The 25,116-nt window shown below is 67.2% G+C and carries 27 protein-coding genes; 20 read left to right on the plus strand and 7 right to left on the minus strand.

Going from position 1 to position 25,116, the window contains the following annotated elements:
- The first annotated feature begins 4 nt into the window (after window positions 1-4).
- Both AB1346_12780 and AB1346_12785 read left to right on the plus strand, forming a co-directional pair.
- Window positions 5-1,150 (plus strand): glycosyltransferase, encoded by a 1,146-nt coding sequence (locus AB1346_12780; GenBank protein ID MEW6721317.1) that lies wholly within the window; start codon window positions 5-7, stop codon window positions 1,148-1,150.
- Window positions 1,150-2,241 (plus strand): glycosyltransferase family 1 protein, encoded by a 1,092-nt coding sequence (locus AB1346_12785; GenBank protein ID MEW6721318.1) that lies wholly within the window; start codon window positions 1,150-1,152, stop codon window positions 2,239-2,241. Before AB1346_12780 ends, AB1346_12785 begins: the two co-directional genes overlap by 1 nt.
- On the opposite strand, the gene AB1346_12790 is transcribed toward AB1346_12785, so the two are convergent.
- From AB1346_12790 to AB1346_12810, 5 genes are read right to left on the minus strand one after another with little or no spacing between them, the layout of a single operon-like run.
- The gene (locus tag AB1346_12790; GenBank protein MEW6721319.1) at window positions 2,211-3,374 is read right to left on the minus strand and encodes a glycosyl transferase; all 1,164 of its coding nucleotides are present in this window, start codon (window positions 3,372-3,374) and stop codon (window positions 2,211-2,213) included. The two genes, AB1346_12785 and AB1346_12790, sit on opposite strands and share 31 nt — an antisense overlap.
- A gap of 25 nt (window positions 3,375-3,399) precedes the next feature.
- Complete coding sequence (locus AB1346_12795; GenBank protein MEW6721320.1) at window positions 3,400-4,653, minus strand: class I SAM-dependent methyltransferase; 1,254 nt, start codon at window positions 4,651-4,653, stop codon at window positions 3,400-3,402.
- On the minus strand, window positions 4,650-5,618 hold the full coding sequence (locus AB1346_12800; GenBank protein ID MEW6721321.1) for a GDP-mannose 4,6-dehydratase: 969 nt from the start codon (window positions 5,616-5,618) through the stop codon (window positions 4,650-4,652). Before AB1346_12800 ends, AB1346_12795 begins: the two co-directional genes overlap by 4 nt.
- A 3-nt stretch (window positions 5,619-5,621) precedes the next feature.
- Window positions 5,622-5,987, minus strand: a complete 366-nt coding sequence (locus AB1346_12805) for a DUF2304 domain-containing protein (protein ID MEW6721322.1) — start codon at window positions 5,985-5,987, stop codon at window positions 5,622-5,624.
- Window positions 5,984-6,697, minus strand: coding sequence for a glycosyltransferase family 2 protein (locus AB1346_12810; protein MEW6721323.1), 714 nt, complete (start codon window positions 6,695-6,697; stop codon window positions 5,984-5,986). Before AB1346_12810 ends, AB1346_12805 begins: the two co-directional genes overlap by 4 nt.
- 95 nt (window positions 6,698-6,792) lie before the next feature.
- On the opposite strand from AB1346_12810, the gene AB1346_12815 reads away from it, so the two are divergent.
- From AB1346_12815 to gltA, 6 genes are all read left to right on the plus strand, one after another.
- Entirely contained in the window at window positions 6,793-7,689 is an 897-nt protein-coding gene (locus tag AB1346_12815; protein ID MEW6721324.1) for a DUF362 domain-containing protein, read from the plus strand.
- Between the two features lie 29 nt (window positions 7,690-7,718).
- Entirely contained in the window at window positions 7,719-8,813 is a 1,095-nt protein-coding gene (locus AB1346_12820; protein ID MEW6721325.1) for a hypothetical protein, read from the plus strand.
- Complete coding sequence (locus tag AB1346_12825; protein MEW6721326.1) at window positions 8,791-9,381, plus strand: TlpA disulfide reductase family protein; 591 nt, start codon at window positions 8,791-8,793, stop codon at window positions 9,379-9,381. Before AB1346_12820 ends, AB1346_12825 begins: the two co-directional genes overlap by 23 nt.
- A 7-nt stretch (window positions 9,382-9,388) precedes the next feature.
- Entirely contained in the window at window positions 9,389-9,976 is a 588-nt protein-coding gene (gene yihA / locus AB1346_12830; GenBank protein ID MEW6721327.1) for a ribosome biogenesis GTP-binding protein YihA/YsxC, read from the plus strand.
- A 62-nt stretch (window positions 9,977-10,038) separates the two neighbouring features.
- Window positions 10,039-10,914 (plus strand): sulfide/dihydroorotate dehydrogenase-like FAD/NAD-binding protein, encoded by an 876-nt coding sequence (locus AB1346_12835; protein MEW6721328.1) that lies wholly within the window; start codon window positions 10,039-10,041, stop codon window positions 10,912-10,914.
- Window positions 10,914-12,347: an NADPH-dependent glutamate synthase gene (gltA, locus tag AB1346_12840; GenBank protein ID MEW6721329.1), complete on the plus strand. Its 1,434-nt coding sequence runs from the start codon at window positions 10,914-10,916 to the stop codon at window positions 12,345-12,347. The genes AB1346_12835 and gltA overlap by 1 nt, the downstream gene beginning before the upstream one ends.
- A gap of 13 nt (window positions 12,348-12,360) precedes the next feature.
- Here gltA and AB1346_12845 read toward each other — a convergent pair whose 3' ends face one another.
- Window positions 12,361-13,350: a 2-hydroxyacyl-CoA dehydratase family protein gene (locus AB1346_12845; protein ID MEW6721330.1), complete on the minus strand. Its 990-nt coding sequence runs from the start codon at window positions 13,348-13,350 to the stop codon at window positions 12,361-12,363.
- Window positions 13,343-13,627: a hypothetical protein gene (locus tag AB1346_12850; GenBank protein ID MEW6721331.1), complete on the minus strand. Its 285-nt coding sequence runs from the start codon at window positions 13,625-13,627 to the stop codon at window positions 13,343-13,345. Before AB1346_12850 ends, AB1346_12845 begins: the two co-directional genes overlap by 8 nt.
- An 83-nt stretch (window positions 13,628-13,710) precedes the next feature.
- Here AB1346_12850 and murI point away from each other — a divergent pair, with 83 nt between their 5' ends.
- The 12 genes from murI to dxs form a co-directional block, all read left to right on the plus strand.
- Entirely contained in the window at window positions 13,711-14,505 is a 795-nt protein-coding gene (murI, locus tag AB1346_12855; protein ID MEW6721332.1) for a glutamate racemase, read from the plus strand.
- A 17-nt stretch (window positions 14,506-14,522) separates the two neighbouring features.
- A complete protein-coding gene (locus tag AB1346_12860) occupies window positions 14,523-14,819 on the plus strand; it encodes a hypothetical protein (GenBank protein MEW6721333.1) in 297 nt (98 codons plus the stop codon).
- Window positions 14,816-15,496 (plus strand): ATP-binding cassette domain-containing protein, encoded by a 681-nt coding sequence (locus AB1346_12865; protein MEW6721334.1) that lies wholly within the window; start codon window positions 14,816-14,818, stop codon window positions 15,494-15,496. Before AB1346_12860 ends, AB1346_12865 begins: the two co-directional genes overlap by 4 nt.
- The gene (locus AB1346_12870; protein MEW6721335.1) at window positions 15,493-16,383 is read left to right on the plus strand and encodes a permease-like cell division protein FtsX; all 891 of its coding nucleotides are present in this window, start codon (window positions 15,493-15,495) and stop codon (window positions 16,381-16,383) included. The genes AB1346_12865 and AB1346_12870 overlap by 4 nt, the downstream gene beginning before the upstream one ends.
- Window positions 16,383-17,609 (plus strand): peptidoglycan DD-metalloendopeptidase family protein, encoded by a 1,227-nt coding sequence (locus tag AB1346_12875; GenBank protein MEW6721336.1) that lies wholly within the window; start codon window positions 16,383-16,385, stop codon window positions 17,607-17,609. The genes AB1346_12870 and AB1346_12875 overlap by 1 nt, the downstream gene beginning before the upstream one ends.
- A gap of 14 nt (window positions 17,610-17,623) precedes the next feature.
- A complete protein-coding gene (locus AB1346_12880; protein ID MEW6721337.1) occupies window positions 17,624-19,021 on the plus strand; it encodes a S41 family peptidase in 1,398 nt (465 codons plus the stop codon).
- Between the two features lie 23 nt (window positions 19,022-19,044).
- Complete coding sequence (locus AB1346_12885; protein ID MEW6721338.1) at window positions 19,045-19,959, plus strand: divergent polysaccharide deacetylase family protein; 915 nt, start codon at window positions 19,045-19,047, stop codon at window positions 19,957-19,959.
- Between the two features lie 4 nt (window positions 19,960-19,963).
- Window positions 19,964-21,301, plus strand: coding sequence for an exodeoxyribonuclease VII large subunit (xseA, locus tag AB1346_12890; GenBank protein MEW6721339.1), 1,338 nt, complete (start codon window positions 19,964-19,966; stop codon window positions 21,299-21,301).
- A gap of 2 nt (window positions 21,302-21,303) precedes the next feature.
- Entirely contained in the window at window positions 21,304-22,182 is an 879-nt protein-coding gene (locus AB1346_12895) for a M23 family metallopeptidase (GenBank protein MEW6721340.1), read from the plus strand.
- Window positions 22,183-22,227: 45 nt separating this feature from the next.
- On the plus strand, window positions 22,228-22,482 hold the full coding sequence (gene xseB, locus AB1346_12900) for an exodeoxyribonuclease VII small subunit (GenBank protein MEW6721341.1): 255 nt from the start codon (window positions 22,228-22,230) through the stop codon (window positions 22,480-22,482).
- Window position 22,483: 1 nt separating this feature from the next.
- Entirely contained in the window at window positions 22,484-23,380 is an 897-nt protein-coding gene (locus AB1346_12905; GenBank protein ID MEW6721342.1) for a polyprenyl synthetase family protein, read from the plus strand.
- A 3-nt stretch (window positions 23,381-23,383) separates the two neighbouring features.
- A partial coding sequence (dxs, locus tag AB1346_12910) for a 1-deoxy-D-xylulose-5-phosphate synthase (GenBank protein ID MEW6721343.1) occupies window positions 23,384-25,116 on the plus strand: 1,733 nt, incomplete at its 3' end.

The raw sequence follows: 25,116 nt of genomic DNA on the forward strand, positions 1-25,116 counted from the left end.
GAGGATGAAGATCCTCCACCTCGGGAAATATTTCCCTCCGGAGCCCGGCGGCATGGAGGTCGTCGTCAAAAGTTTCTCGGATGCGACGGCCGCATCCGTGGCGAACTACTGCCTCGTGGCGGATCGCGCGGGAAAGACGCGGATCGAGACTTCCGGCAGCACAACGGTCCACTACCTTCGACAGGCGGGAACCTTCCTGCTGGCCCCCGTGCTGCCCGGCCTTCCCCGGATCCTGCACCGGCTGAGGCGCACGGGCGGGTTTCCCGCCATCCTGCTCCACTATCCAAACCCGACGGCCGTCTTCGCCCTGTTCCTGTCGCTCCTGGCGCGACCGAAGCGGGAGAAGATCGTCGTCTGGAACCATGCCGACACCCTCCTCGCGGAGCGGTGGAAGCGGGCGTTGTACGCTCTGTTCCGGCCGATCGAGGAGTTCGTTTTCCGCCGGGCCGACGCCTTCGTGGCGGCGACGCCGCATCATGTGTCCTCCTCGGACACGTTCCGGCGGTTCGCCGACCGCACCGCCATCATCCCGTATGCGATTCCGGACCGATGGTTCGAAATCGGGAAGCGTGAGGAGATCGAGGCGGCCAGAGTCCGGGAGCGGCTGGGGGGCCCGTTCCTTCTATTTGTCGGCCGGCTCGTCCCGTACAAGGGGCTCGCGACTCTGGTGCGGGCCGCCGAACGGATCCCGTGCCGCATCGCGATCGTCGGAACAGGCCCTTTGGAAGGGGAGCTGAGGCGGGAGATCGAAGCGCGCGGGCTGGCCGGCCGGGTCCTCCTGCTCGGCGCCGCGGACGATCTGCGCCCGTACTACCTGGGGTGCGAATTCTTCGTCCTGCCCTCCGTATCCACGCTGGAGGGGTTCGGCATCGTGCAGATCGAGGCGATGTCGCTGGGGAAACCCGTGGTCAGCAGCGATCTGCCGAGCGGGGTGACCTACGTGAATATCGACGGGGAAACCGGGCTCGTGTTCCGCGTCGGAGACGACGCTGCGCTGGCGGAGGCGTGCAACCGCCTGCTGGCCGATCCGGAGCTGAAGGCACGGCTCGGGGAAAACGCGAGGAAGAGGACATACAGGATGTTTTCCTACACCGCGATGGCCGAGGCGGCGGTGCCGTTCTTCGCCCGTCTTTGCGGCCGGAACGGGTGATGGCGATCTACCTGGACGGCATGTTCTACCGGTGCTCCGGGGTCGGGCGGGTGTACGAGAACCTCCTGGAGGCGTTTTCGGCCCGGCCGGAAATCGGGGAGATCCATACCGTGGTTCCCGCTTCCCAGAGGGACCGGTTTCTCGACCGGTTCCGGATGCCCTCCGTCAGGCCGATCTTCGTCGATTACGGCCCCATGAGCGGAGGCGACCTCTTTCTGAAATCCTTCGTCCTCCGCCCGCTGCGGAATTCGGTCCGGCTGTTCTTCTTTCCGGGGCACAACGTGCCGCTTACCGTGCCGGGCAGGTACATCGTAAGCGTCAACGACATCACGGTGTTCTCCGGGCATTTCGACCTGCCGCGATACCGGAAGGCGGGTTTCCGGTGGCTCCTCTCCCGCGCGGTGCGAGGGGCCGGGGAGGTCGTCACCATCTCGGCTACGGTGAAGAGGGACCTGGTCCGGGAGTTCGGCCTGCCTCCCGGGAAGGTGCGCGTGATCTATCCGTGGATCCGGGATGCGTTCTTCCTTCCCCCCCCCGAGGGCGGCGCTCCCGTCCCCGGCGATTACATTCTCTACCTCGGGCTGCGAATCGCTCACAAGAACGTCGAGGGAGTCCTCCGGGCGTTCGCGCTCATCGCGAACGAATTTCCCGCGCTGAAACTCGTGATCGCGGGATCCAGATATTCCATGCCCGACATGGTCGACCGGGCGAGGTCGGATCCCCGCCTCTCGGGCCGGATCGTCGAGATGACGGACCCTTCCGACGACGAGATCCGGCGTCTGCTCGGAGCGGCGAAGGGATTCGTGTTCCCTTCGTTCGCGGAAGGTTTCGGATTGCCGCCCCTTGAGGCGATGGCCGCCGGCGTGCCGGTCGTCTGCTCCGATATCCCCGTTTTTCGGGAAGTGTACGGCGATGCGGCGTGTTTCGTCGAACCGTCCCTCCCTGAATCGATCGCCGCCGGGCTCCGGAGGATCCTTGGGGACAGCGCGTATGCAGGCCTCCTGTCGGATCGGGGAAGGCGGCGGGCCGCCCGGTACCGGGCGGGCCGATCCATCGAAGACTATCTCGACCTGGTCCGGGAAGATCCGTGACGGACGAGCGGTTTTCCGTGCGGTAGCGGCCCCAGCACCGGCGTCAGGAGCCTGCGGAAGAGGGGGCTCGCCTTGATGCGTTCCTTCAGGAAGGTCTTCGTGAAATGGAGGATCGCCGTGGCGGGGAGCAGAAGGCGCAGGGAGAGGGGATGTCCTGAACGGACGAAGGGATCGCGGGCGCGCCGGGCCGGTCCGGAGATCCTGTAGAGTTTCCGGAACGTGTCGTTGATCCTCGAACCGTCGTCGAAACGGTCGAACGTGTACGGCCATTTCACGGATTCCTCGTAGCCGTTCGAGAACAGGAGGCGGCGGTACAGGTCGAAGAGGGCGCGCAGCTCCGGCAGGTCGGCGAGATCGTATCGCGTCTGGTGGCCCGAGATGACGTGCGGGCTCTCCGGCCTGTAGTTGCTGAAGTGGAAGAAGCGAAGCGGGTCCCCGTTGCAGGTCCATCGCCCTTCGCGCATGCCGATCTTCCTGCTGTGCAGGTTCCAGTAGGCGACGTTGCATCCGGGGTCGCGCACGACGGAGATGTTGTCGAACAGCGTCGTCGCCAGGTCGATGAACCGCTGATCGACGAAGTATCCCCTGCCGTGGTCGATCAGGCACTTGTCGCGCATCTTTCCCTTCCACCAGGACAGCAGTCCGGCCGTGTTCCCGCACTTTCGCATGCCGATGAATCCGAGGTTGTAGATCCCGCTCCTCAGGATATGGCCGTCGTCGGGGAAGAGACCGTCCTCGGGATAGTCCTTGTCCAGGTGGGGGGTGAGGATCACGTCCGCCCGGTCCAGTTCACCGTAAAGACCGTCGAGGGGATTCGTGACGAGGATGTCGGGATCGAGGTACAGGACCCTGTCCGCCGCGCCGGTCCGGAAAAGGTGCTCGATGAAGAACGGTTTGACGGCCGTGGAGAGCTCGGTGACGTTGTATTTGAAGCAAAGCTCCGGGAGCCCCTCGATTCCGAGGTCCCGCAGGGAAACGATCCGGAAGCGCTCCCGGCCGGGATCGAAGCGCCCCGCGGGATCGTCGATGACAAGGACGTGGCACGTCCCCGCCGGGTGATGCTCCAGGAAGGAATCGCAAAGAGTTCGGGCGAACGCCAGGTAATTCTTCGCGATGATCGTACAGATCGCCATATCGCCGTCCACGCGGCCGCAGTACTTAGATCAGCATGAAATGCGGCATGGGGACGATGAACTTCCCCCCTCCGAACAGGTACTCTTTCTCCCGCTGCCGGAATTCCTCGAGGAAATGCCACGGAAGGACGAGGAAGAAGTCCGGCTTCGCGGCGCGGGCCTCTTCCTCCGAGACGATGGGGATGTGCGTCCCGACGGTCACTCTTCCCCATTTGTCCCGGTTCCGCTCCGCGGCCCCTCCGATCAGGGTGCGGTCGAGCCCGAAATACTGCAGCAGGGTGTTCCCCTTCGTGGAGGCCCCGTATACGTACACTTTTTTCCCCTTCGCCACCTGATCCCGGATGAATCCGACCACATCCTCCCGAATCCGGTTTACCCAGACGGCGAACTCCTTGTAGGTCCGGATATCGTCCAGCCCCATCCGGATCTCCTCGTTTCGGAGGGCCAGGACCCGTTCCCGCGCCAGCTCCCGGTACGTCGGATCGGCGAATCGCTCCGGGTCCGCCTCCCGGTTGCGGATGTACGCGCGGATGCTTCCCCCGTTGATGTCGTTCAGCTCGACATCGACAACCTCGAACCCGTGCCGCCCCAACAGGTATTCGAACGAGGAGAGGGAGTAATACTCGAGATGCTCGTGACAGATGTTGCCGAATTCGTTGGTCTTGAGCATCAGCGGCAGGTAGCTCATCTGGACGATCCAGAGTCCTTCGGGATCCATCACGGCCTTGACGTCCGCGACGAACCGGTTGGGGTCCTCCAGGTCGTAGAACATCGCGATGCTCGTGACGATCCTGGGCCTGCATCCTGCCAGCTCCGGGTCTTTCCGGAAGGCTTCCCCCGTGAAAAATCCCACTACGAGCTTGTCGGCGGCCCGGCGGGAGAACTCCGCGAGATTCTCCGCCGGATCGAAGCCGATCTTCCGGATTCCCTCCGTCCGGTACGAGGCGAGGAGGGTCCCGTCGTTGCACCCGATGTCGACGACGGCCTCGCTCCCCTTGAGGTGGATGAGCGTCTCCGCCTTGTTCGCGATGTCGGCCAGCGCATTCCGCATGGTCTGGTTCGTACCGGATCGGTACCAGTAGTTCCGGTACATCGTTTCGGCCGGGACCGTATGCTTGAGCTGCAGGAGCCGGCAATCCCCGCACAGGACCAGCTCCAGCGGCGCCTTCGTGCCGTCGGGGGCCCCGGGAGATATGAAATCCGAAACATAAAGCTCTCCCAGGTCGAGCACGGGCTCCAGAGACCCGTCGCATACACGGCAGGACTTGCGCGTGATCATCCGTTCCTCCCTGTCTCTTCCATGTCCGCGTCCACCATCATCCGGACCAGCTCCCGGAAACGGACCTGCGGTTTCCACCCCAGCACTTCCCCGGCCTTCGCGGGATTTCCCACCAGTTGGAGCGGCTCGGGCGACCGGAAGGACTCGGACTCCTGCACGACGTAATCGCGGTAATCCAGCCCCACACGGGAAAACGCCTCCTCGCACAGCTCCCGCACGGAATGGGTCTCTCCGGTGGCAAGCACGAAGTCGTCCGGCCGATCCTGCTGGAGCATGAGCCACATCGCCCGCACATAGTCTCCGGCGAACCCCCAGTCGCGGCGGGACTCCAGGTTCCCGAGCCGGAGCTCCCTGTCGAGCCCCGATGCGATCCGGGCAGCCGCGCGCGTGATCTTTCGGGGGACGAAGTCCGGGCTGCGACGCGGGCTCTCGTGGTTGAACAGGATCCCGGAACAGGCGTACAGGCCGTGATTCTCGCGGTAGGTGACGGTCATCAGGTGGCCGTACACTTTCGAAACCCCGTACGGGTTTCGCGGATGGAACGGCGTGGTTTCCGACTGGGGAACTTCCCTCGGCTTCCCGAAGATCTCGCTGCTGGACGCCTGGAAGAACCTTGCCTCCGGCGCGATCTTCCGGATCGCCTCCAGGAGGCGGGTCACCCCCATCGCGATGACCTCCGTGGCCCGGATGGGCTGCTGAAACGAAGCGGCCAGAAAGGAGTGGGAGGCGAAATTGTACACCTCGGAAGGGGAGAATTCCCGAAAGAGCCGCTCCAGCCGGTCCTGATCCAGCAGGTCGTCCTCGACGACCCGGATCCGGTTCCGGAGGTGCCGGATCCGGAGCAGGTCGTCCGCCTGCAGGCTCGGAACGGTCCCGACGACGCGGTACCCCTTTTCCAGCAGGAGCTCGGATAGATAGGATCCGTCCTGGCCGGCGATCCCGGTGATCAATGCGGTGGGTGTCATTGCCTACCGTTTTTCCGGGGATCGACGGGGCTCCGCCTCTTCCAGCCGGGCCTTCAGTAAAGCGACCTCCTGCGCGATCTGCTTGTTCTTGTGCTTGAGCTTCGAGACGGTCATGGAGAAGTGGATGAGGATCAGGACGATGAAGAGCATCCCGACCAGGAAGAGGAGGGACGGCGGGTAGGCGATCCCCGCCGCCGCGGAGATCCGGTTCAGCCATTCCTGTTTCACGGAAAGGACGAGGACGGCGGCGCTTCCCGACAGCCACAGGATGGAATACTCCTCCATCAGCTTGCGCCGCCGGACCATTTCGATGATGTAGACGAAGAACGCGACGGAAGCGAAGATGGACAGCACGGCGAGCCGGTTCATCCGAGTCTCCGGATGCAATTGATCAGGAAGGAAAGCGTCACCTTGACCATATAATATAACGCCCGGAAGGGCGTGATCGAGGATTTTCCCTCCTCGCGCTCGTACATCCGGACGGGCACCTCCACCGCGCCGGCTTTCAGGCGGTGCATCAGGATATAGGCGTCAACCTCCGGATAATCGGAAGGGTAATGCACCGAATAGAATTCCATCATGCGCCGGTTGACGGCGAAGAATCCCGATGTGGGGTCGGTGATCCGGTACCCGGTGAACAGGTTGACGAGGATCCGGAAGAACCGGATGCCGAAGATCCTCGGATAAGACACGCGGTACATGGATTCCCCGAGAAAGCGCGAGCCGATCGCCGCGTCGGCTTCGCCCCGGAGGACCGGCTCCAGTATCCGCGGTATGTCGGCGGGGTCGTGCTGACCGTCCCCGTCGAGGCGCGCCACGGCGTCGTAGCCGCGGTCCAGGGCATAGAGGAAGGCGGTCTGCACCGCGCCGCCGATCCCGAGGTTGCACGGGAGGTCCAGGACGATCGCGCCCGCGGCCCGGGCGACTTCCGAAGTCCGGTCCGGGGAGCCGTCGTTCACCACGAGGATATCGTAGGGGGAATGCTCGCGCACCGCCCGGACGACCGCGCCGATCTTCTTCTCCTCGCGATACGCCGGGATCGCAACGAGGACGCGCGCCTCAACGGCCGGTGTAGGCATCATCGCCTCTGTCGCGGAGTGCTCGGGCAAGAAAACATGGTATTTTATAGCACATAATGGACAGTGAAGGGATCAACAGGAGGCAGTTCCTCCGCGTGGCGGGGATCGCGGCGGGGCTGGCCTCCTCCCCCGGCGCCGTTTCGCGGCTCTGCGCGGCCGTCGGGCCGCCGGTCGCCGTTTCCGTGGCTTCCGGCGCCTCTCCCGGCGCGAACGCGAGGAAGGCGGTGGAGGCGCTCGGGGGGATGGGCGCGTTCGTCTCGCGAGGCGATATCGTGGTCGTCAAGCCCAACATCGGCTGGGACCGCACTCCCGAGCAGGCGGCGAACACGCACCCCGACGCCGTGGTGGCCGTGGCGGAGATGTGTCTGGCCGCCGGGGCGAAGGCCGTCCGCATCTTCGACCGCACCTGCAACGAGCCGAGACGGTGCTACCGCAACAGCGGGATCGAGGAGGCCGTGGAGCGCTTCGCGAGGAAGAATCACGCGTCGGACGCGCTTCGTATCTACCACGTGGAGGCCAGGAAATTCGTCCGCACGGAGATCCCCGGGGCGCTGGCGCTCGATGAATGGGAGCTGTACCGGGACGTCCTCGAGGCGGACAAGGTCGTGAACGTTCCCGTCGCCAAGGTCCACTCCCTGTCGGACGTCACGCTCGGGCTGAAGAACCTCATGGGCGTCATGGGGGGGAACCGGGGGCAGATCCACTCCCGGATCGCGGAGTGCCTCGTCGACGTCAACCGGAGGGTGCCATCCCGGCTGACCGTGATCGACGCAAGCCGCGTGCTCCTGCGCAACGGCCCGTCGGGAGGCGATCTGGCCGATGTCCGGGAGCTCGGGATGGCGTTCGCCTCCGCGGACGTGGTGGCGGCCGACGCGGTTGCGGCAGAGAAGGTGTTCCGACGGAAGGCGGAGGACGTTTCCCACATCCGGAAGGCGATGGAATCCGGGCTGGGGATTTCGTCCGCGTCGCAGATCCGCATCTTGAAAGCATGACAATACGGCAGGTCGAGAGGAGAAGGAACGTGGGGACGGTTCGGAAGGCAGGGGTCGCGACGGTCGTCGCGGCGGTCGTTGTATGCGCCGCATTCGCCGCCGGGTGCTCGAAGAAGGATTTCAACAAGGAAGTCGTCGCGAAGGTGAACGGCGAGGAGATCACCGTCCTCGAGCTCAGGGAGTACCTGGGCGCGCCGGTCGGCGTCTTCACGTTCGAGAAGATGCCTGTGGAGGAGAAGCGGCAGGCGGTCGAGCGCCTGGTGGCGGGAAGCCTCCTGGTCCAGGAAGGGATCTCCATGGGGCTGCCCGATACCGCGAAATACAAGGAAGCCGTGGAGAAGAACCAGTCCGGCGTCAAGATCAACGCCCTGCTCCGGAAGGAGGCGGGGGAGAAGCTGAAGGTCGACGACAAGGAGGTCAAGGCCGAGTCGGAGAAGATCCGCAAGGAGAATCCCGGCATCCCGGAAACGGAGGCGTCGGGCAGGGCGGCGAAGGCCATCGTCGAGCGGCAGCTCCGGAAGATCCAGCAGGACCTGGTCGCCACGGCCCGGAAGGAAACGGGCGCGGCGATCGACAATGCCGCGCTGGAGCGGATCGGCAAGGGGGAGAGCCTCCCGGACAACGCCGTCCTCGCGTCCGCGGGGGACGAGAAGATCCTGTATTCGGACGTCAAGAAAGTCATCCGGGAGATGCCGTCGCTCCCGGTTCTCCAAGGGGGGCAGAACGACCAGATGACCCGGGCCCTCGTGGCCAGGATCGTCGAGCAGGAGCTGATCCTGCGGGCGATGACGGCGTACTCGAAGATGCGGAATGTGGAGGGGACCGAGTTCCACAAGGCCTCCCGCCGAAACATGGAGCGGTCGCTCATCGCCAACATGATGTTCGACAACGTGACGGAGACGGTCACCCCCGCCACCGACTCGGAAGTCGCCGCCGACTATCAGAGGCGGGTCCAGTCGATGCAAGGGGGCAAGGAGAAGGCCCCTCCCATCGACGCGGTGAGAGAGCAGCTTCGGGAGATCCTGACGAACCGGAAGCGGCGCGAAATGTTCGAGACGCACATCGAGGAGCTCCGGAAGAAGGGCAAGGTGACGGTGAACGATGAAGTGCTTTCCAAGGTCTGAGCCGGGGCGGGCCGGTCGGCGGATACCTCGCCGTCCCGTCACGGCCGCTTTCCTGGCCCTTCTCGCGGCCGCCGGCGCGGCCTTCGCGCAGGACAGGCCGGCGGGTGCGCCGCCGGCGCGCGCCGGGGTCGAGGCCGCCGCCCCCGGCTTTACCGTCCGCAGCACCTTGGGGGAGACGTTCGACTTCGAGGCCGAGAAGGCGAAATCCCCGTTCCTTCTGGTCTTCTTTTCCGTATTCTGCGAACCGTGCCGGCGCGAACTGGCGATCGTGCAGAGGATTCGGGAGAAGCACCGCGATTCCGGCTGGCGCGTGGCCGCCGTCTCGCTCGACGGGGGGCCCATGAAGGATGCCGTGGAGGGGTTCCTCCGGCAGGAAGGGCACGATTTCGGGGGGCTGATGGACGAGCTGGAGGGGAGGGAATCGTTCAAGATCGCCGACCTCTACGGCGTGTCCGAGATCCCTTCGACGTTCGTGGTCGAAAGGGGGGGGAGGATCGTTTTCGCGGCGAAGGGACTGGTCAAGGAAGGGGAGATCGAGAAGGCCATGCCGCTCCTCCCGAAGCAGTAGGCGGGGAATGACCTTCCCCGAGGCGCGGTTCCTGCTGTTCGATCCCGTCGGGAGCGCATGGCCGGGCGTGCGCCTTTCCCAGGTGGCATTCGCCGGCCGCTCCAACGTCGGGAAATCGTCCCTGCTGAACGCGCTGACGGGCCGTTCCCGCCTGGCCCGCGTCAGCAACACCCCCGGAAGGACGCGCGGCATCGCGATCTTCGAGGTGGGCGGAGGCGGCGCCATCGTCGACCTTCCCGGGTACGGATTCGCGAAGGTGTCCCGCGCGGAGCGGGAGGCGTGGAAGACCCTGGTGGAGGGGTACCTTTCCGGCTGCCGGCGCCTGCGGCGCGTCTATGTCCTGGTCGACCTGCGGCGCGGTCCGGGAGAGGACGACCGCCAGCTCGCGGAATACCTGGAGGCGCACTCGGTTCCGTTCCGCTGGGTGGGAACCAAGGCGGACAAGCTCTCTTCGCGGGAGGCGGACGCCGCCCTTGCGCGCTTCTCCGGAGAGCCGTGGCTCGAGGCCGGGGGAAAGGTCATCGGGACATCCGCCCGGACCCGTTCCGGGATCGACCGTCTTCGCAGCGACGTTCGCGCCGTTTTCACGGCTTGAACGGGGAAGCAGGAACATTTAAAATGCCGTTTCCGCTCGAAGCGGTCGCATAGGAGAGCCCCTTGTATCCCGTTCTCGAATCCAGAGAGATCGCCAAGAACGTCTTCCTGCAGCGGATCCGGGCTCCCAGGATCGCGGCGAAACGGAAGGCGGGCCAGTTCCTGGTGCTCCGCCTGGGAGAGGAAGGGGAGCGCATTCCCCTGACGATCGTCGATTCCGATCCCGTAGACGGCTCCGTGACGATCATCTTCCAGGCCGTCGGGAAATCCACGACCGCGTTTTCCCGCCTCTCGGCGGGGGACGGCTACACGGACGTCGTCGGTCCCCTCGGGAAGCCGACGCATGTCGAAACGTTCGGCACCGTCGTCGGGATCGGGGGGGGCATCGGCGCCGCGCCGCTCCTTCCCATCGCCGCCGCCGTAAAGCAGGCGGGAAATCGCCTGGTCACGATCCTCGGCGCGCGGACGAAGGAGCTGCTGATCCTCGAGGACGAGATGCGGGCGGTCTCCGACGACATCGTCGTCACCACGGACGACGGCTCCTACGCCGAGAAGGGATTCGTCACGACCGCCCTGCAGGCGATGATCGACCGCGGCGACACGATCGACCTGTGCGTCGCCATCGGGCCGGTGCCGATGATGCGGGCCGTCGCCGAGGTGACCCGCCCCCACCGGATCCGCACCGTGGTCAGCCTGAACCCCATCATGGTGGACGCCACGGGAATGTGCGGCGCCTGCCGCGTGACCGTGGGCGGGGAGACGAAGTTCGTCTGCGTGGACGGCCCGGAGTTCGACGGGCACGAGGTCGACTTCAAGGAGCTCGTGCTGCGGAACCGGGCGTACCTGAAGGAGGAGAGGGCGGCGATGGAGCGGTACGAGCACGCGGGAGGCAAGTGCATGGGGAGCGGGTCCGTCGCCCCCGGGAAAGGCGGCGCCTGATGGCCGACGCGCCTTCCGCAGGAGCCCGCCCGAAGCCTTTCAGCGTTCCCCGGCAGCCGATGCCGGAGCAGCCTCCCTCCGTACGCGTGGGGAACTTCAAGGAAGTCCCGTACGGGCTCACCCCCGATCTGGCCATCCTCGAAGCGTCCCGCTGCATCCAGTGCAGGAATCCGCAGTGCGTGAAGGGATGTCCCGTGAGCGTCCAGATCCCGGAGTTCATCGACCTGGTCGCGAAGGGAAAGTTCGTCGAGGCCGCCCGGAAGATCAAGGAGACCAACGCGCTCCCCGCCGTCTGCGGCCGCGTCTGCCCCCAGGAGGAGCAGTGCGAGATGCCGTGCGTCCTCGGCAAGAAGGGGGACCCGGTGGCCATCGGGCGGCTCGAGCGCTTCGTCGCCGATTTCGAGCGCGTCACCGGCAACGTGGAGATCCCGCCGGTCGGAGCTCCCACGGGAAAGCGCGTCGCGGTGGTCGGCGCGGGTCCCGCGGGATTGACCGTCGCGGGCGACCTCGTCCAGATAGGCCATGACGTGACGATCTTCGAGGCGCTCCACAAGCCGGGCGGTGTGCTCATGTACGGCATCCCGGAGTTCCGGCTCCCGAAGGTGATCGTCGAGGCCGAGGTGGACTACATCCGGAAGCTGGGGGCGAAGCTGGAGTGCAACGCGGTCATCGGGAAGTCGATCACCATCGACGAGCTGATGACGAATGAGGGATTCGACGCCGTCTTCATCGGGACGGGGGCGGGGCTGCCCTACTTCATGAACATCCCGGGGGAGAACCTGATCGGGGTCTATTCCGCCAACGAGTACCTCACCCGCTCCAACCTGATGAAGGCCTACAAGTTTCCCGAGGCCGACACCCCGGTCAGCCGGGCGCGGCGCGTGGCCGTGGTGGGCGGCGGGAACGTCGCGATGGACGCGGCGCGGACGGCGGTCCGCATGGGGGCGGAGAAGGTGTACCTGATCTACCGACGCTCGAAGAAGGAGATGCCCGCGCGGATCGAGGAAGTGCACCACGCGGAGGAGGAGGGGGTCGAGTTCCACCTGCTCACCAACCCGATCGCGTTCCACGGGAACGAGGAGGGGTTCGTTACCGAGGCGGAGTGCCAGAGGATGGAGCTGGGCGAGCCGGATGCCTCCGGTCGCCGGCGGCCCGTCCCGGTTCAGGGGTCGGAATACCGCCTTGCGGTCGATACGGTGATCGTCGCCATCGGCAACGGCGCCAACCCCCTGGTCCCCGCGACGACGCCCGGGCTCGGCACCAACAAGTGGGGAAACATCCTCGCCGACCCGGAAACCGGCAAGACCAGCAAGAAGGGCGTCTTCGCCGGCGGCGACATCGTCATCGGAGCGGCGACCGTGATCCTGGCGATGGGCGCGGGACGCAAGGCCGCCGCGGCCATCGACGCGTTCCTGCGGACGGGGGAATGGTAAGCGCCGCCGCGGACTAGCCGCCCAGCATCTCGACGAACGCCTGGATGCGGATCCTGGTCCGCTCGTCCACCGCTCCGGGCGATTCCCCTTCCAGCGTGAGCACCGGGACGCCGACCTCGCCGCGCAGCAGGATGTCCTCGATCTGCCGGAAGCAGAAGGACTGCACGTAGTGGACGACGCCGCGGGCGCCTCTCCGGGCGACCTCCGCGCGGATGTCCCGGATCCGCTCGAAGAAGGAGTACGGGTAGGTGTAGGCGAGGTACTGCCCGACCAGCGATTCCGTGCGGAAGGGCATCGAGAACTGGCGCTGCACCTCGTTAAGGACCACGCGGGCCCCCGCTTCCTCGAAGCATGCGTGCAGGCCCGAGACGATGGGAGGGACCCCCACGAACGCCAAGGGCACCGGGCCGGTCCTCCCGGGGCGCGCCGCCGCCTCCGCGAGGAACCTTTCCGCGCGGAGGGCGTAGCCGTCCGGGTCTCCCTCGAAGTCGGAGCAGGCCACCAGCCACCGGTGGTTCTCCTCCCCGCTGACCTTCCCTTCCTCCCACGTCAGCCGGTCGATCTCGTGAGCGATCCGGCGGACGGCGTCGAGCCGCTCCTTCCACCGTTCCGCTTCCGGCAGCGTCGTCCCGAAGCGGTCGGCCATCTTGGAGAGCTCCAGGGAAAGCGAACCGGGATCGCGGTCGAAGGGGAAGGCGAAGGGGACGACGGAGACGCCCCGGTACTGCAGGACCTCCATCAGCGCCTGCGTGAAGCTGCAGTCTCCCTGCGTGACGGCGATCACCTGCCGGAAGCCGTGCCGGTGGACGACGCCGTAGATCCCCTTGATCCAGCCGCAGCAGTTCCGCGGGAATCCCTCGCTCTCCGCCTGCCGGACGTACTCCTCCGGGCGGTCCGAGGCGATGAAAACGTTGTTCAGGTCGACCGGGGCGCAACCCCCCGCGTAGAGGATCTCGACGGGGATTGTAGTGGTGAATCCGACGCGGCGGCGGGGGTCAGTCACTGCGGATGAACAGGAAGTAGATCACGATGCCTGCGACGATCACGGCTCCGATGCCGAACGTCAGCAGGTCCCTGTCGATCGCGGCGTTGCCCTGGCCCAGATTGGCGTAATGGATCACGGCCAGCGTCCCCCCCATCCCGAGGAGGAGCGCCGCGATGTACTTCCACCGGAAGATCAGGGCGAGCACCAGCAGCGCGCCGGCGCCGACCAGGATGCGCGCATCCTTCGCCAGTTCCAGCAGGTTCGCGTTCGTCAGGTAGCCGAGAATCTCGTCCACCCCGTCCCTCCTTCCCTCCAAGGTCGGTTGACATCTATACGATAGCGTTTTACCTTAAAAAAATCAAAGTATTAGGAGAAGGCGTGGAAAATCCGATCGGTGTGTTCGATTCCGGGCTGGGCGGCCTGACCGTGCTGAAGGAGCTGGTGGGGGCGCTTCCGGCGGAGCATTTCGTGTACATGGGGGACACGGCGCGTGTCCCCTACGGCGGGAAATCCGCGGAGACGGTCACCCGCTATTCCATCGAGATCGCGAACTACCTCATCCGCGTCCACGACATCAAGCTGCTCGTCGTCGCGTGCAACACCGCGTCTTCGCTGGCGCTGCCGGCGATGCGCAAAATCTACAAGATCCCGGTCGTGGGGATGGTGGACCCGTGCGTGCGACGGGCCGCGGCGCTCCCGCGGAAGACGAGCATCGGCGTCATCGGGACCCGGGGGACCGTGCGCTCCGGCGCCTACGAGGACGCGCTGCGCGCCGCCGTCCCGTCGGCGAAGGTCCGGTCGATCCCCTGCCCGCTGCTCGTGTCGCTCGCCGAGGAGGGGTGGACGGACAACGAGATCGCCCGCGCCGTGATCTCCGAATACCTTTCCCCGTTCCGGTCGGAGCCGCCCGACGCCCTGATCCTCGGCTGCACCCACTACCCGGTCCTCAAGGGGTCGATCCGGGATTTTCTCGGCGACGGGACGGTGTTGATCGACTCGGGCGAAGAGGCGGCGAGGGTCGTGGACATCCTCCTGTCGGAAACCCTGGTCCGGGGGAGGGCGGGGGACGGAAAGGCGGAATTCCTCGTCACGGACGATCCCGAGAGATTCGCCGCCGTCGGGAAGGGGTTCTTCGGAAGGGACCTCTGCGACGTACGGCGGATAACCTTGTAGGGAGAAGGAAGGGACCGATGGGACCGACCCCCAGGAAGATGCTCTCCGGGTTCAACCACAACATCAGGCTCCGCGGGAAGACGTACCACGTCCAGACGGAGGACGGGGGGCACGCCAACCCGACGATCAAGACGCACGTCTACCTGGGGGGAGTGATCCTCGACAGCGTCGAGTGGCCGTACGAAGATATCCTCGAACGTTCGAGGTGGCAGGACGCGCTGAAGGCGCGCATGAAGATCCAGCATCTTGAGGAGATCCGGCGGCTCCTTGCGGGGGAGATCATCCCCTGCGAGGAGGAGCCCGGCGATCGATGATCGAGGCGTTCCGCCTGGGGGTCCGCGTCAGGGGAGCCACGCTCTGGGACGGCCTCGATTTCGCGTTCGAGGAGGGCAGCGTCTCCGTGATCGTCGGCCCGCCCTCATCCGGGAAGACGGTGCTGCTCTCCGTCCTCCGGGGCGAGCGGCGGCCGGACGCCGGCGACGTGCTCGCCTTCGGAGAGTCGCTCTTCCGCGGGAGCGAATCCTTCCTCCGGGCCTTCCGCGCCTCCTGCGGCTTCGTCCCGGAACGGTTCGACGCCGAAGCGAGGCAGACCGTGAACGGGCTGTTCGAGCGGTCCGCGATGGTGGTCGGCAACCTTCCCCCGGGCGAGCGGAAGGACCGGCGGGAGCGGCTTCTCTCCATGGTGGAGCTTTCCGTCGCGGGGGACGCGCCGCTTTCGGACCTGTCCATGTCCGAGCGGGCGAGGGTCACGCTCGCGGCGGAGCTGATGCGGTCGCCGAGGGTCCTCTTCGCGGACGGGATCGTCCATTCCGCGGGCGAGCCGTTCGCAGGGCGTATCGGTTCCCTGTTCCGGGCGCTGGCGCGGGCGGGGATCATCGTCCTGCTGGCGGAACGCAGGCTTCCCGCGAGGTGGACGGCGTTCGCGGGTCCGGGGAAACCGGCCGGGCCGTTCCTCGTCCACCGCATGCCGGCCAAGGGAGGTGTCGATTGAGAGAACGGCTTTCCCTCGCGTGGATCGACTGGCGGTTCGCGGGGCGAACCCTCGCCGTCCAGTCGCTCGGCCGATTCCTCCTCCTGTTCCTGATGGCCTTCGCCTTCCTCGCGCTGCAGCTGTCCGGCGGGGCGACCCGGTACTTCGCCTCGCAATACGCCGTCACGGCGGTGCTGAGGGAGGCGGCTTCCCCGGAGGAGTCGCGCGGGCTCGCGGGAAGGATCGCGGCGCTCCCTTCCGTCCTTTCCGCGCAGTACAGGGATCCGGAGGACGCGTGGGAGGAGTTCCTGGACGCGTTCCCGGGCGTCGAAACGATCCGGGACGCCGGCGGGAACCCGCTGCCGGGGTACATCGAGATCCGGTTCCGGCACGACCGGTTCACCGCGGGGGACGTGGACGCCGTGCTCTCCGCGCTGAAACCCGTGGAGCTGATCGAGAAGGTTCTGGCGGGCGAGGATTCCCTGCCCCGGCTCTTCAAGGTCCAGCGGGCGGCCGCGTTTTTCGCCTGGGGGATGTTCGCGCTGATCGCTGCGCTCTTCCTCGTCATCCTGAAGCTACAGGAGCAGCTTCGGTCCGCCGCGTTGTCGGGCGATATAGGGTTCCTCGTGGAGCGCGGCATTTCGGAACGTCGGGTGGCGGCGTCCCGCGCGGCGGGCTCGGCGCTTGCGGGGATCCTCCTGTCGGCCGTCGCCGTCGCCGCGGCCGCAGCCTCGCTCCATTTTCTCCTCCGGAGGCACCCGTCCCTCCAGGCCGCTGTCTGCGCCCCCGAGGCGCTCCTTTCTCCGCCCGCGCTGGCGGCGTCGGGAGTGTTCGTCCTTTGCGCGGCCATCCTCTTCGGCGCGTCGTCCCTCCTCGGGTGGACGGCGGTCCGGCCTTCCGGGAAGTGATGCTTCGACCGGCGGCCGTCGCCATCGCCTGCCTCGTGCTGCTGCTCCCGGCGCTGTTTCTTTCGGGCGCGGCGTCCGCGGCCGGGGAATCGGCGGAGCTTCGCAGGGAACGGTCGCGCCTCATGGAGATGAAGGCGCGGGAGGAGAAGACGGCGGCGGAGCTTTCGGAGGCGCTACGGAAAGAGAAGCTCACCAAGGAGCGCGTGACCGTGCTCCAGAAGCGGCTGAACCGCCAGCGGGAGCTCCTCGCGGGGATCGACCGGAGGCTGTCGGCGCTGGAGCGGAGGCAGGACGAAACCGAGAGGGAGGTCCGGGAGATCTCGGAAGCTCAGGGGCGGACCCGGAGCGGCATCCGGCGCGCGGCCAGGATCGCCTTCGAGCGGCGCCGGGCGGAGCCGGCGGGTCCTCCGGTACGGCCAGCCTCCGAGCGCGAACGCTACCTGATGCGGGGATTCCTCGGGGCGGACCTTGAGGATTTCGAGCGTCTTTCGCAGGCGCGGGAGCGGAAGGAGCGGGAGCTGTCGGGGATCGAGCGGCAGGTCGAGATCTCCGAGCGCAAGATGGACAGGGAAAAGAAGGTGGGGGACAGCCTCCTGTCGCGGGCCGAGACGGAACGGAAGCGGCTCGCCGGCATCGAGCGGGAGAAACAGGCGAAGCAGAGGGAGCTGCGCGCGCTCCGGGCGAGGATCGCCCGCATGGAATCGCTCGTCTCCCGCATCGAGCGCCTGGCGAAGGAGCGGGAGCGTCTGGCCCGGAAGAAGGCGGAAAGGAAGGCCGGCCGGGAGGCGGCGCCCCGTCCGCCCGCGGAACCGCCGAGGCGGTTCGCTTCGCTGGCCGGAGGCCTGTCCTCCCCGATGCCCGGGAGGATCGTCACCCGTTTCGGGAAGCAGCACGATCCCACGTTCGATGTGACGATCGAGAACCGGGGAGTGGAGCTCGAGGGGGCATCCGGCGCCTTGGTGAAGGCATCCGCCGCGGGGGAGGTCGCGTTCTCCGGCGCCGTCTCGGGTTTCGGGAACGTGCTGATCCTTCAGCACGGGAGCGGGCTGTTCTCCGTCTACGGGAAGCTCGACGCCTTCCTGGCGAGGACGGGCCAGGAGGTCGCCAAGGGGCAAGTGGTCGGAAGGCTTCCGGAATCGCCGACGGGAAAATCGGTGTTATACTTTGAGTTGCGGGCGGGCGGAACGGCGATCGATCCCGCATCGGTGATTTCCCTGGATCGATAAGGAGCGGCGAAGGAATGGAAAAGGGCGGGTCGGAAGCACGGAAGGGGCGCGCGCGGAAACTGCTCGGAATCGCGGCGGTGGCGGCGATCTTCATCGCGGGATTCATCTTGGGCGATCTCTCCACCTCGCGCCACTCGGCGCAGGCCACGGTCGCGTACAGCAAGCTGAAAATCTTCGGCGACGTCCTGTCGACCGTCCAGAGCAGCTACGTCGAGGAAGTGAGCGTGGACAACCTCGTCAAGGGGGCGATCGACGGAATGGTGCAGACGCTCGATCCCCACAGCAGCTACCTCACTCCCGACATGCTCAAGCAGGTCGAGGTGGAGACGAAGGGCGTCTTCGGAGGGCTCGGGATCGAGATCGGCGTCAAGGACGGATTCCTCACGATCATCGCCCCGATCGAGGACACGCCCGCGGCCCGCGCGGGGCTGCAGGCGGGCGACCGGATCGTCCGCATCGAGAACGAGTCCTCGAAGAACATGAACGTGATGGAGGCCGTGAAGCGGCTTCGCGGGGAGCCGGGAACGAAGGTGACGATCACGATCGTGCGCGAATCCGTCCCGGAGCCGAAGGTCTACACGATCACCCGGGAGCTCATCAAGATCAAGAGCGTCAAGTCGAAGACGTTTCCCGACGGGATCGGATACATCCGCCTGGCGCAGTTCCAGCAGGATTCCCACCAGGAGGTCGAAAAAGCGCTTCAAGAGTTCCGGAAGTCCAAAGAAGGGCTGAAGGGGCTTGTCCTCGACCTGCGGAACAACCCGGGGGGCCTCCTCGACCAGGCGGTCCGGGTGGCGGACGAGTTCATCGAATCGGGCCTCATCGTGTACACCGACGGCCGCATAGAAGCGCAGAAGACGAAATATTCGGCTCACAAGGAAGGAACCCATACCGGGTTCCCCATCGTCGTCCTGGTGAACGCGGGCTCCGCCTCTGCCTCCGAGATCGTGGCGGGCGCGCTCCAGGATCACGGGCGGGCGATCATCCTCGGCCAGCAGACTTTCGGGAAGGCCTCCGTCCAGACGATCCTCCCTCTCGAGGACGGCTCCGCCCTGCGGCTCACCACCGCGAGATATTACACGCCCAACGGGCGCTCCATCCAGGCCCGCGGGATCGAGCCCGACATCCTCGTGGACGACGGCAGGGAGGCGTCGACGGGGCATCCCGGGCCGATGCGGGAGAAGGACATCGATCGGCACCTGAAGGGCGACGGCGAGGAAGCGCCCGCGGCGGCCCCCGCGCCGGCGATCGAGAAGAAGAAGGAAGGCGGGAACGACTCGAAGGCGGCGCCGGGGAAGGCGGAGGCCCGCAAGGACGACCCGAAGGATCCCCAGCTCGACCGCGCGGTGGACCTGTTGAGGGGCTGGGAGATCTTCAAGAGCCGCTTCATCGACAAGCGGAAGGCCTCCTGAGCGCGACAGCGGCGCCCCCGGCGATGGATCGGAGCCGCGGCGGGGAAAAGGGCAGGCGGCGGAAGCGGTGGGGGTGGGCGGCCCTGGTGACGGGAGCGTTCGCCGCCGGGCTGCTCCTTTTTGCTGCGGTTTTGTACTGGCCCACGGGCGGAAACGCGCCCGCGCCCAAAACCCCTCCTTTCGCGGGGCGCTCCCCGGAGCCGGCGCCCCCTTCAGGGGAACCTGCCGTCCCGGCGGAGCGGTCGCCCAGGCTGGCAATCGTTGTGGGCGACTTCGGATACGAGCCGGTCCGGGACGCCGAGTGGCTCGATTTCCCCGGCCGGATCACCTTCGCCGTTCTTCCCTTCGGACCGTCCTCCCGGACCATCGCGTCCTCCGCGCACTCGCGCGGGCTTGGCGTGATCCTGCACGTGCCGATGGAGCCCCGGACCGATTCACCCGACCGGACGGAGCCGTTCCGCCTGCTCCTCGGCATGACCCCGGGGGAGATCCGGGACCGGCTCGGGCGGATGACCGAGGACGTCCCGCAGGCCGCAGGCGCGATCAACCACATGGGTTCGGCGTTCACCGCCGACGCTGCGGCGATGGAGGCCTTCGCCTCGGCGCTTCGGGAACGCGGAATGTTCTTCGTCGACGGGGTGACGACGTCCGGCTCGCTGGCGGCGGAGGCGTGCCGGAACGTCGGGGTCCCCGCGCTTCGGCGCGACGTCTTCCTCGACGACAGCCCCGACCCCGGGGCGATGCGGAAGGCATGGGAGAAGGCGGTCGCCATCGCGAAGGAGCGCGGCGACGCCGTCCTCGTGAGCCATTCCCGCCGGGAGACGCTGACCGCGCTGCTCTCGCTGGTCCCCGACCTCGAAAGGGAAGGCGTCCGCACGGCGACCGTCGCGGAGCTGCTCGCGGACCGCTCCGGCGCCGCCCTGCCCACCAAGGATTGAAAGTGTGAACCTCCCCCTTTTCGAAGAAGTCCTCACCGTCACGGAGCTGACCGCTCGCATCAAGCGCGCGCTGGAGAGCTCCTTCCGGCTCGTCCGCGTGGAAGGGGAAGTGTCGAACTACAAGCTGTACGAGGCATCCGGACACCGGTATTTCTCGCTGAAAGACGAAGGTGCGCAGATCCGCGTCGTGCTCTTCCGGGGGAACGAACGCAACGTCTACGGGGAGGTCCGCGACGGGCAGTCGGTGGTCGTCACCGGCTCGCTGGGAGTGTACGAGAAAAAGGGGGAGTACCAGCTCTACGCCCGGTCCGTCGAGGTGCGCGGGATCGGGAACCTCCTGGTGGAGCTCGAGCGCAGGAAGCGGAAGCTCGCGGACGAGGGGCTGTTCGACCCGGAGAGGAAGCGGCCGCTCCCCCCGTTTCCCCGGAGGATCGGGATCGTCACCTCCCGCCACGGCGCCGCCCTGCGGGACATGCTGCGCGTGGCGCGCTCGCGCTTTCCCGGCGTGTCGATCGTCCTCGCCCCCGCCCTCGTCCAGGGCGAGGGGGCGGCGGCGGACATCTCCGCCGCGCTGGACGCGATGTATCGATTCGGCGCCGCCGACGCGATCCTCTGCGGGAGGGGGGGCGGCACCATCGAGGACCTGTGGGCGTTCAACGAAGAAGCGGTCGTGCGCGCCCTGGTCCGTTCGCCGGTCCCGACGATCAGCGCGGTCGGACACGAAACGGACTTCACGCTGGCCGACCTCGCGGCGGACCACCGCGCGCCCACGCCCACCGCGGCGGCGCAGATGGCGGTGCCGGACCGCGTGGAGCTGCTGGAGCGCGTCGCCGCGCTCGTCCTCCGGGTGCGGAGGGCCGATACGCACCATCGGGAAGCCGCCCGGAAGGAATGGCGGATCGCGGCCGGGAAGCTGTCCGATCCCCGTCCGCTTCTCCAGGGGAAGCGTTACGCGCTGGGAGAGCAGGAGGCGCTGCTCGCGGAATCCGCGCGATCCGCCGTCCGGGAGCACAGGGAGCGGGTGGAGCGCCTTTCCGCGTCCGTGCGCATCCATTCCCCGCGGGCGTGGGTGTCCGCGCGGCGCGGCGAAGCCGCCGTGCTCCGCGCGCGCGCCGTGTCGGCGATCGACGCCGGGAAACGCCGCCTCCGGGCGCGTCTCGACCTCCTTTCCGGAAAGCTCGCCGCCCTGGACCCCCGTGCTGTGCTTACCCGGGGGTACTCGATCGCCATCGATCGCGCCACGGGCAGAGCGGTCCGGTCCGTGTCGGACGTCCGCCCCGGCGGTCCGCTCGACATCCAGGTTTCGGACGGGACCTTCGGCGCGATCGTCGAGGAGGGATAGCCATGATTTCCGCCGGAAGGGTCCTTCTCGCCTCGCTCTTCGTCCTCCCCGGGCTCGCGGCATCCCCGTTTCCGGCCCCGGCTTCGTCGCTGTCGATTTCCGTCGCCGGCGGCGATCCCGCCTTGGGATCGCCGCTGATGGTCGTGGTATCCGCTTCGGGACCCGTCGACAACCTGTCGCTCCTGTGGAAGGGCGCCGCCTGGCCGCTGCGCGAGGCCGCTCCCGGACGTTACGAGGCGCTGATCGGCATCGACCTGCTGGCGGACGCGGGACCCGAGACGCTCGCGGCGGAATCGTTCACCGGGGGGATGCGCAGCCGCGTCGAGACGGTGCTGGAGGTCGCCGGGCGGAAGTTCCCCGTCCAGGAGCTTTCCCTGCCGAAGGGGATGGCAGAGTTCGACGCATCCACGCTTCGCCGGATCCGGGAGGAGAAGGAACTGCTGGACGGGCGCTTCGCCCGCATCAGCGCGCCGATCCTGTGGGAGGCGCCGTTCCTTCCCCCCGTGGAGCCGTTCCGGCCGGAGAATTTCGGCTCCCGGCGGGTGATCAACAGGGAGCCCCGGTCGCCGCACACCGGCGTGGACCTCCGCCTGCCCGAAGGGACGCCCGTCCGGTCGATCGCAGGCGGGACGGTCGCGCTTGCCGCGGAACAGTTCTTCGGCGGCCGGACGGTGATGATCGACCACGGCGGGGGGGTCTTCAGCATTTACATGCACCTGAACCGTTTTTCCGTGAAGGAGGGGCAGCGGGTGTCCAGGGGAGAGCCGATCGGCGAGGTGGGATCCACGGGACGGGCCACGGGGCCGCACCTCCACTTCGGCGTACGCGTGCCGGGCGGGCGGGTCGACCCGTCGCTACTCTTCGCGATTCCGGGGAAATAAGCGGTAAATGTATACTAAACTAACAGGTTCCGGAGGCGGCGAACGATGGCGGGCAAGGGAAAGGAGCCTTCCTTCGAGGAGGCGTTGAAGGGGCTCGAGGCGGTGGTGGCCCGGCTGGAATCGGGGGAGGCCCCTCTCGAGGAGTCCATCCGCCTCTTCGAGGAAGGGATGGCGTTGTCCGGGATCTGCAGGAAGCGGCTGGACGAGGCGGACCGCAAGATCGAGCTATTGCTTCGGAAGCCGGAAGGCGTCTCGACCGAAACCGTGGACGAGGGCGACCTTTCCGGCAAAGAGGAGTGACGTGGGCGGCCCCGGCGCGGGAGAGCTCGCCCGCCTTCGCGGGCTGGTGGACGGCGCCCTCCGGGGGTACGTCTCCCCGGAGGCGTGCAAGGCGCCGGTATCCCTGCTGGAGGCGATGGAGTATTCCCTGATGGCCGGCGGGAAGCGCGTCCGGCCCGTGCTGCTCCTCTCCGCGGGGAACGCCGTGGGGGGGAACGAGCGGCGGCTGCTCCCGTTCGCGTGCGCGGTCGAATTCGTGCACACGTACTCCCTGATCCATGACGACCTTCCCGCCATGGACGACGACGATTTCCGGCGCGGCAAGCCCACGTCCCACAAGGTGTTCGGCGAGGGGGCGGCCGTGCTGGCGGGCGACGCCCTGCTGACCGAGGCGTTCCGCATCATGGCGGAATCGGAAGGAGCCGCGGACGACCCCGGAAGGGCGATCCGGGCGATCGCGGACCTCGCCCGGGCGGCGGGGGCGGAGGGGATGGTCGGCGGGCAGCAGATGGACCTGTCCGCGACGGCGGGCGCGTCGGATCCGTCCGCGGTCGAGGACATCGAGATGCGCAAGACCGCCGCGCTGCTCGCCTCCTGCGCAAGGATGGGGGGAATCCTCGGCGGAGGGAGCCCGGCGCAGATCGACGCCCTCGGCGAGTTCGGCACGCGGCTGGGGCTGCTGTTCCAGATCACGGACGACATCCTCGACGAGACCGCCAGCTTCGAGGAGATGGGGAAAGGGACGGCGAAGGACCGGGCGCGGGGGAAATGGACCTACCCCGTCGCCTACGGGCTTCCGGCCGCGCGAGACCGGGCGGAAGCGCTCGGGAGGGAGGCGCTGGCGTCGCTCTCCCTTTTCCGCGAAGAGGCCGATCCGCTCCGCGAGATGGTCCGAATGGTGAAGGACAGGAGATCGTAGACGATGGTATCCCCGTGGCTCTCGTCGATCCAGCGCCCGGCCGACCTGAAGAAGGTGCCGCGGGAGCGCCTGCCGGAAGTCGCCGCGGAGCTTCGCGAAAAGATCGTCCGGGACGTGGCGCGGACGGGGGGGCACCTCGCGTCCAGCCTCGGCGTCATAGAGCTTACGATCGCCCTGCATTACGTCTTCGACTGCCCGGAGGACCGCGTCGTCTGGGACGTCGGCCATCAGGCGTACGCGCACAAGATCCTCACGGGGCGCTGCGACGCCTTCGCCGGGCAGCGGACCTTCGGCGGGATCTCCGGCTTCCCGCGCATCTCCGAAAGCCCGTACGACGCGTTCGGAACGGGGCACTCCGGGACGTCGATCTCCGCGGCGCTCGGAATGGCCGTTTCCCGGGACCTCGACGGGAAGCGGAACCGCGTCGTCGCCGTCATCGGGGACGGCTCCCTTTCCAACGGCCTTGCCTTCGAGGGGCTGAACCAGGCGGGTCATCGGAAGAGCGACCTCATCGTCATCCTGAACGACAACGAGTTCTCGATCTCGCAGAACGTCGGCGCCCTTTCGAGCTACCTGAACCGGATCATGACGGGGCGCGCGTACACCTCCTTCCGCCGGCGGATCGAGAAACTGCTCAAGGCGATGCCGCACGGCGCCTTCCTGGCGCGCATCGCGAAGAAGTCCGAGGAGCTGACCAAGGGATTCATCGTCCCCGGGCTCCTCTTCGAGGAGCTGGGTTTCACCTACGTCGGCCCCATCCCCGGGCACGACATCGATGCGCTCGTCCGGACGTTCCAGAACCTTTCCAACCTGGAAGGGCCGATGTTCGTCCACGTCGTCACCGCCAAGGGAAAGGGGTACGCCCCGGCGGAGGCCAATCCCGAGTTCTTCCACGGCGTGGGGACCTTCGACCCGGAGACCGGGAAAGGGACAGGCCCGGCGTCAGGCCCCACGTACACGGACGTTTTCTCGGACACGATCGTCGCCCTCGGGAAGGAGAATCCCCGTCTGGTCGCCATCACCGCCGCCATGTGCAGCGGGACGGGGCTCACGAAGTTCCGGGAAGTCTTTCCGGACCGTTTCTTCGATGTCGGGATCGCCGAGAGCCACGCCGTGACCTTCGCCGCCGGGCTGGCGCGCGAAGGGAAGATCCCGGTGGTCGCCATCTACTCGACCTTCCTGCAGCGCTCCCTCGACCAGATCATCCACGACGTGTGCCTGCAGAACCTTCCGGTGGTGTTCGCCGTCGACCGGGGAGGGATCGTGGGGGCGGACGGGGCGACGCACCACGGCATCTTCGACCTTTCGTTCCTGCGGCAGGTCCCCAATATGTCCATCATGGCCCCCCGGAACGAAGCGGAGCTTGCCCGCATGCTGCGGACGGCGGTGGAGGCCGGCTGTCCCGTCGCGATCCGGTACCCCCGCGGCACCGGCATGGGGGTCGCGGTCCCGGCGGAGCCGGGGAGGGCGCCCTGGGGGAAAGGGGAGCTGCTCGAAGACGGACGGGACGTCCTGCTCGTCGGCATCGGCCCGACCGTCTCCATCTGCCTGCGCGCAGCCGAGGAGCTCCGGAAGGCCGGGATTTCCGCCGCCGTGGTCGACGCGCGGTTCGTCAAGCCGATGGACGCGGAGCTCCTCCTTCCGCTCGTCCGCCGCATCGGGCGGGTGATCACGGTGGAGGAGAACGTCCTCGCCGGAGGGTTCGGAAGCGCCGTGATGGAGATGCTCGAGGAGAA

Source organism: Thermodesulfobacteriota bacterium (genome assembly GCA_040758155.1).
GTDB lineage: Bacteria > Desulfobacterota > Deferrimicrobia > Deferrimicrobiales > Deferrimicrobiaceae > UBA2219.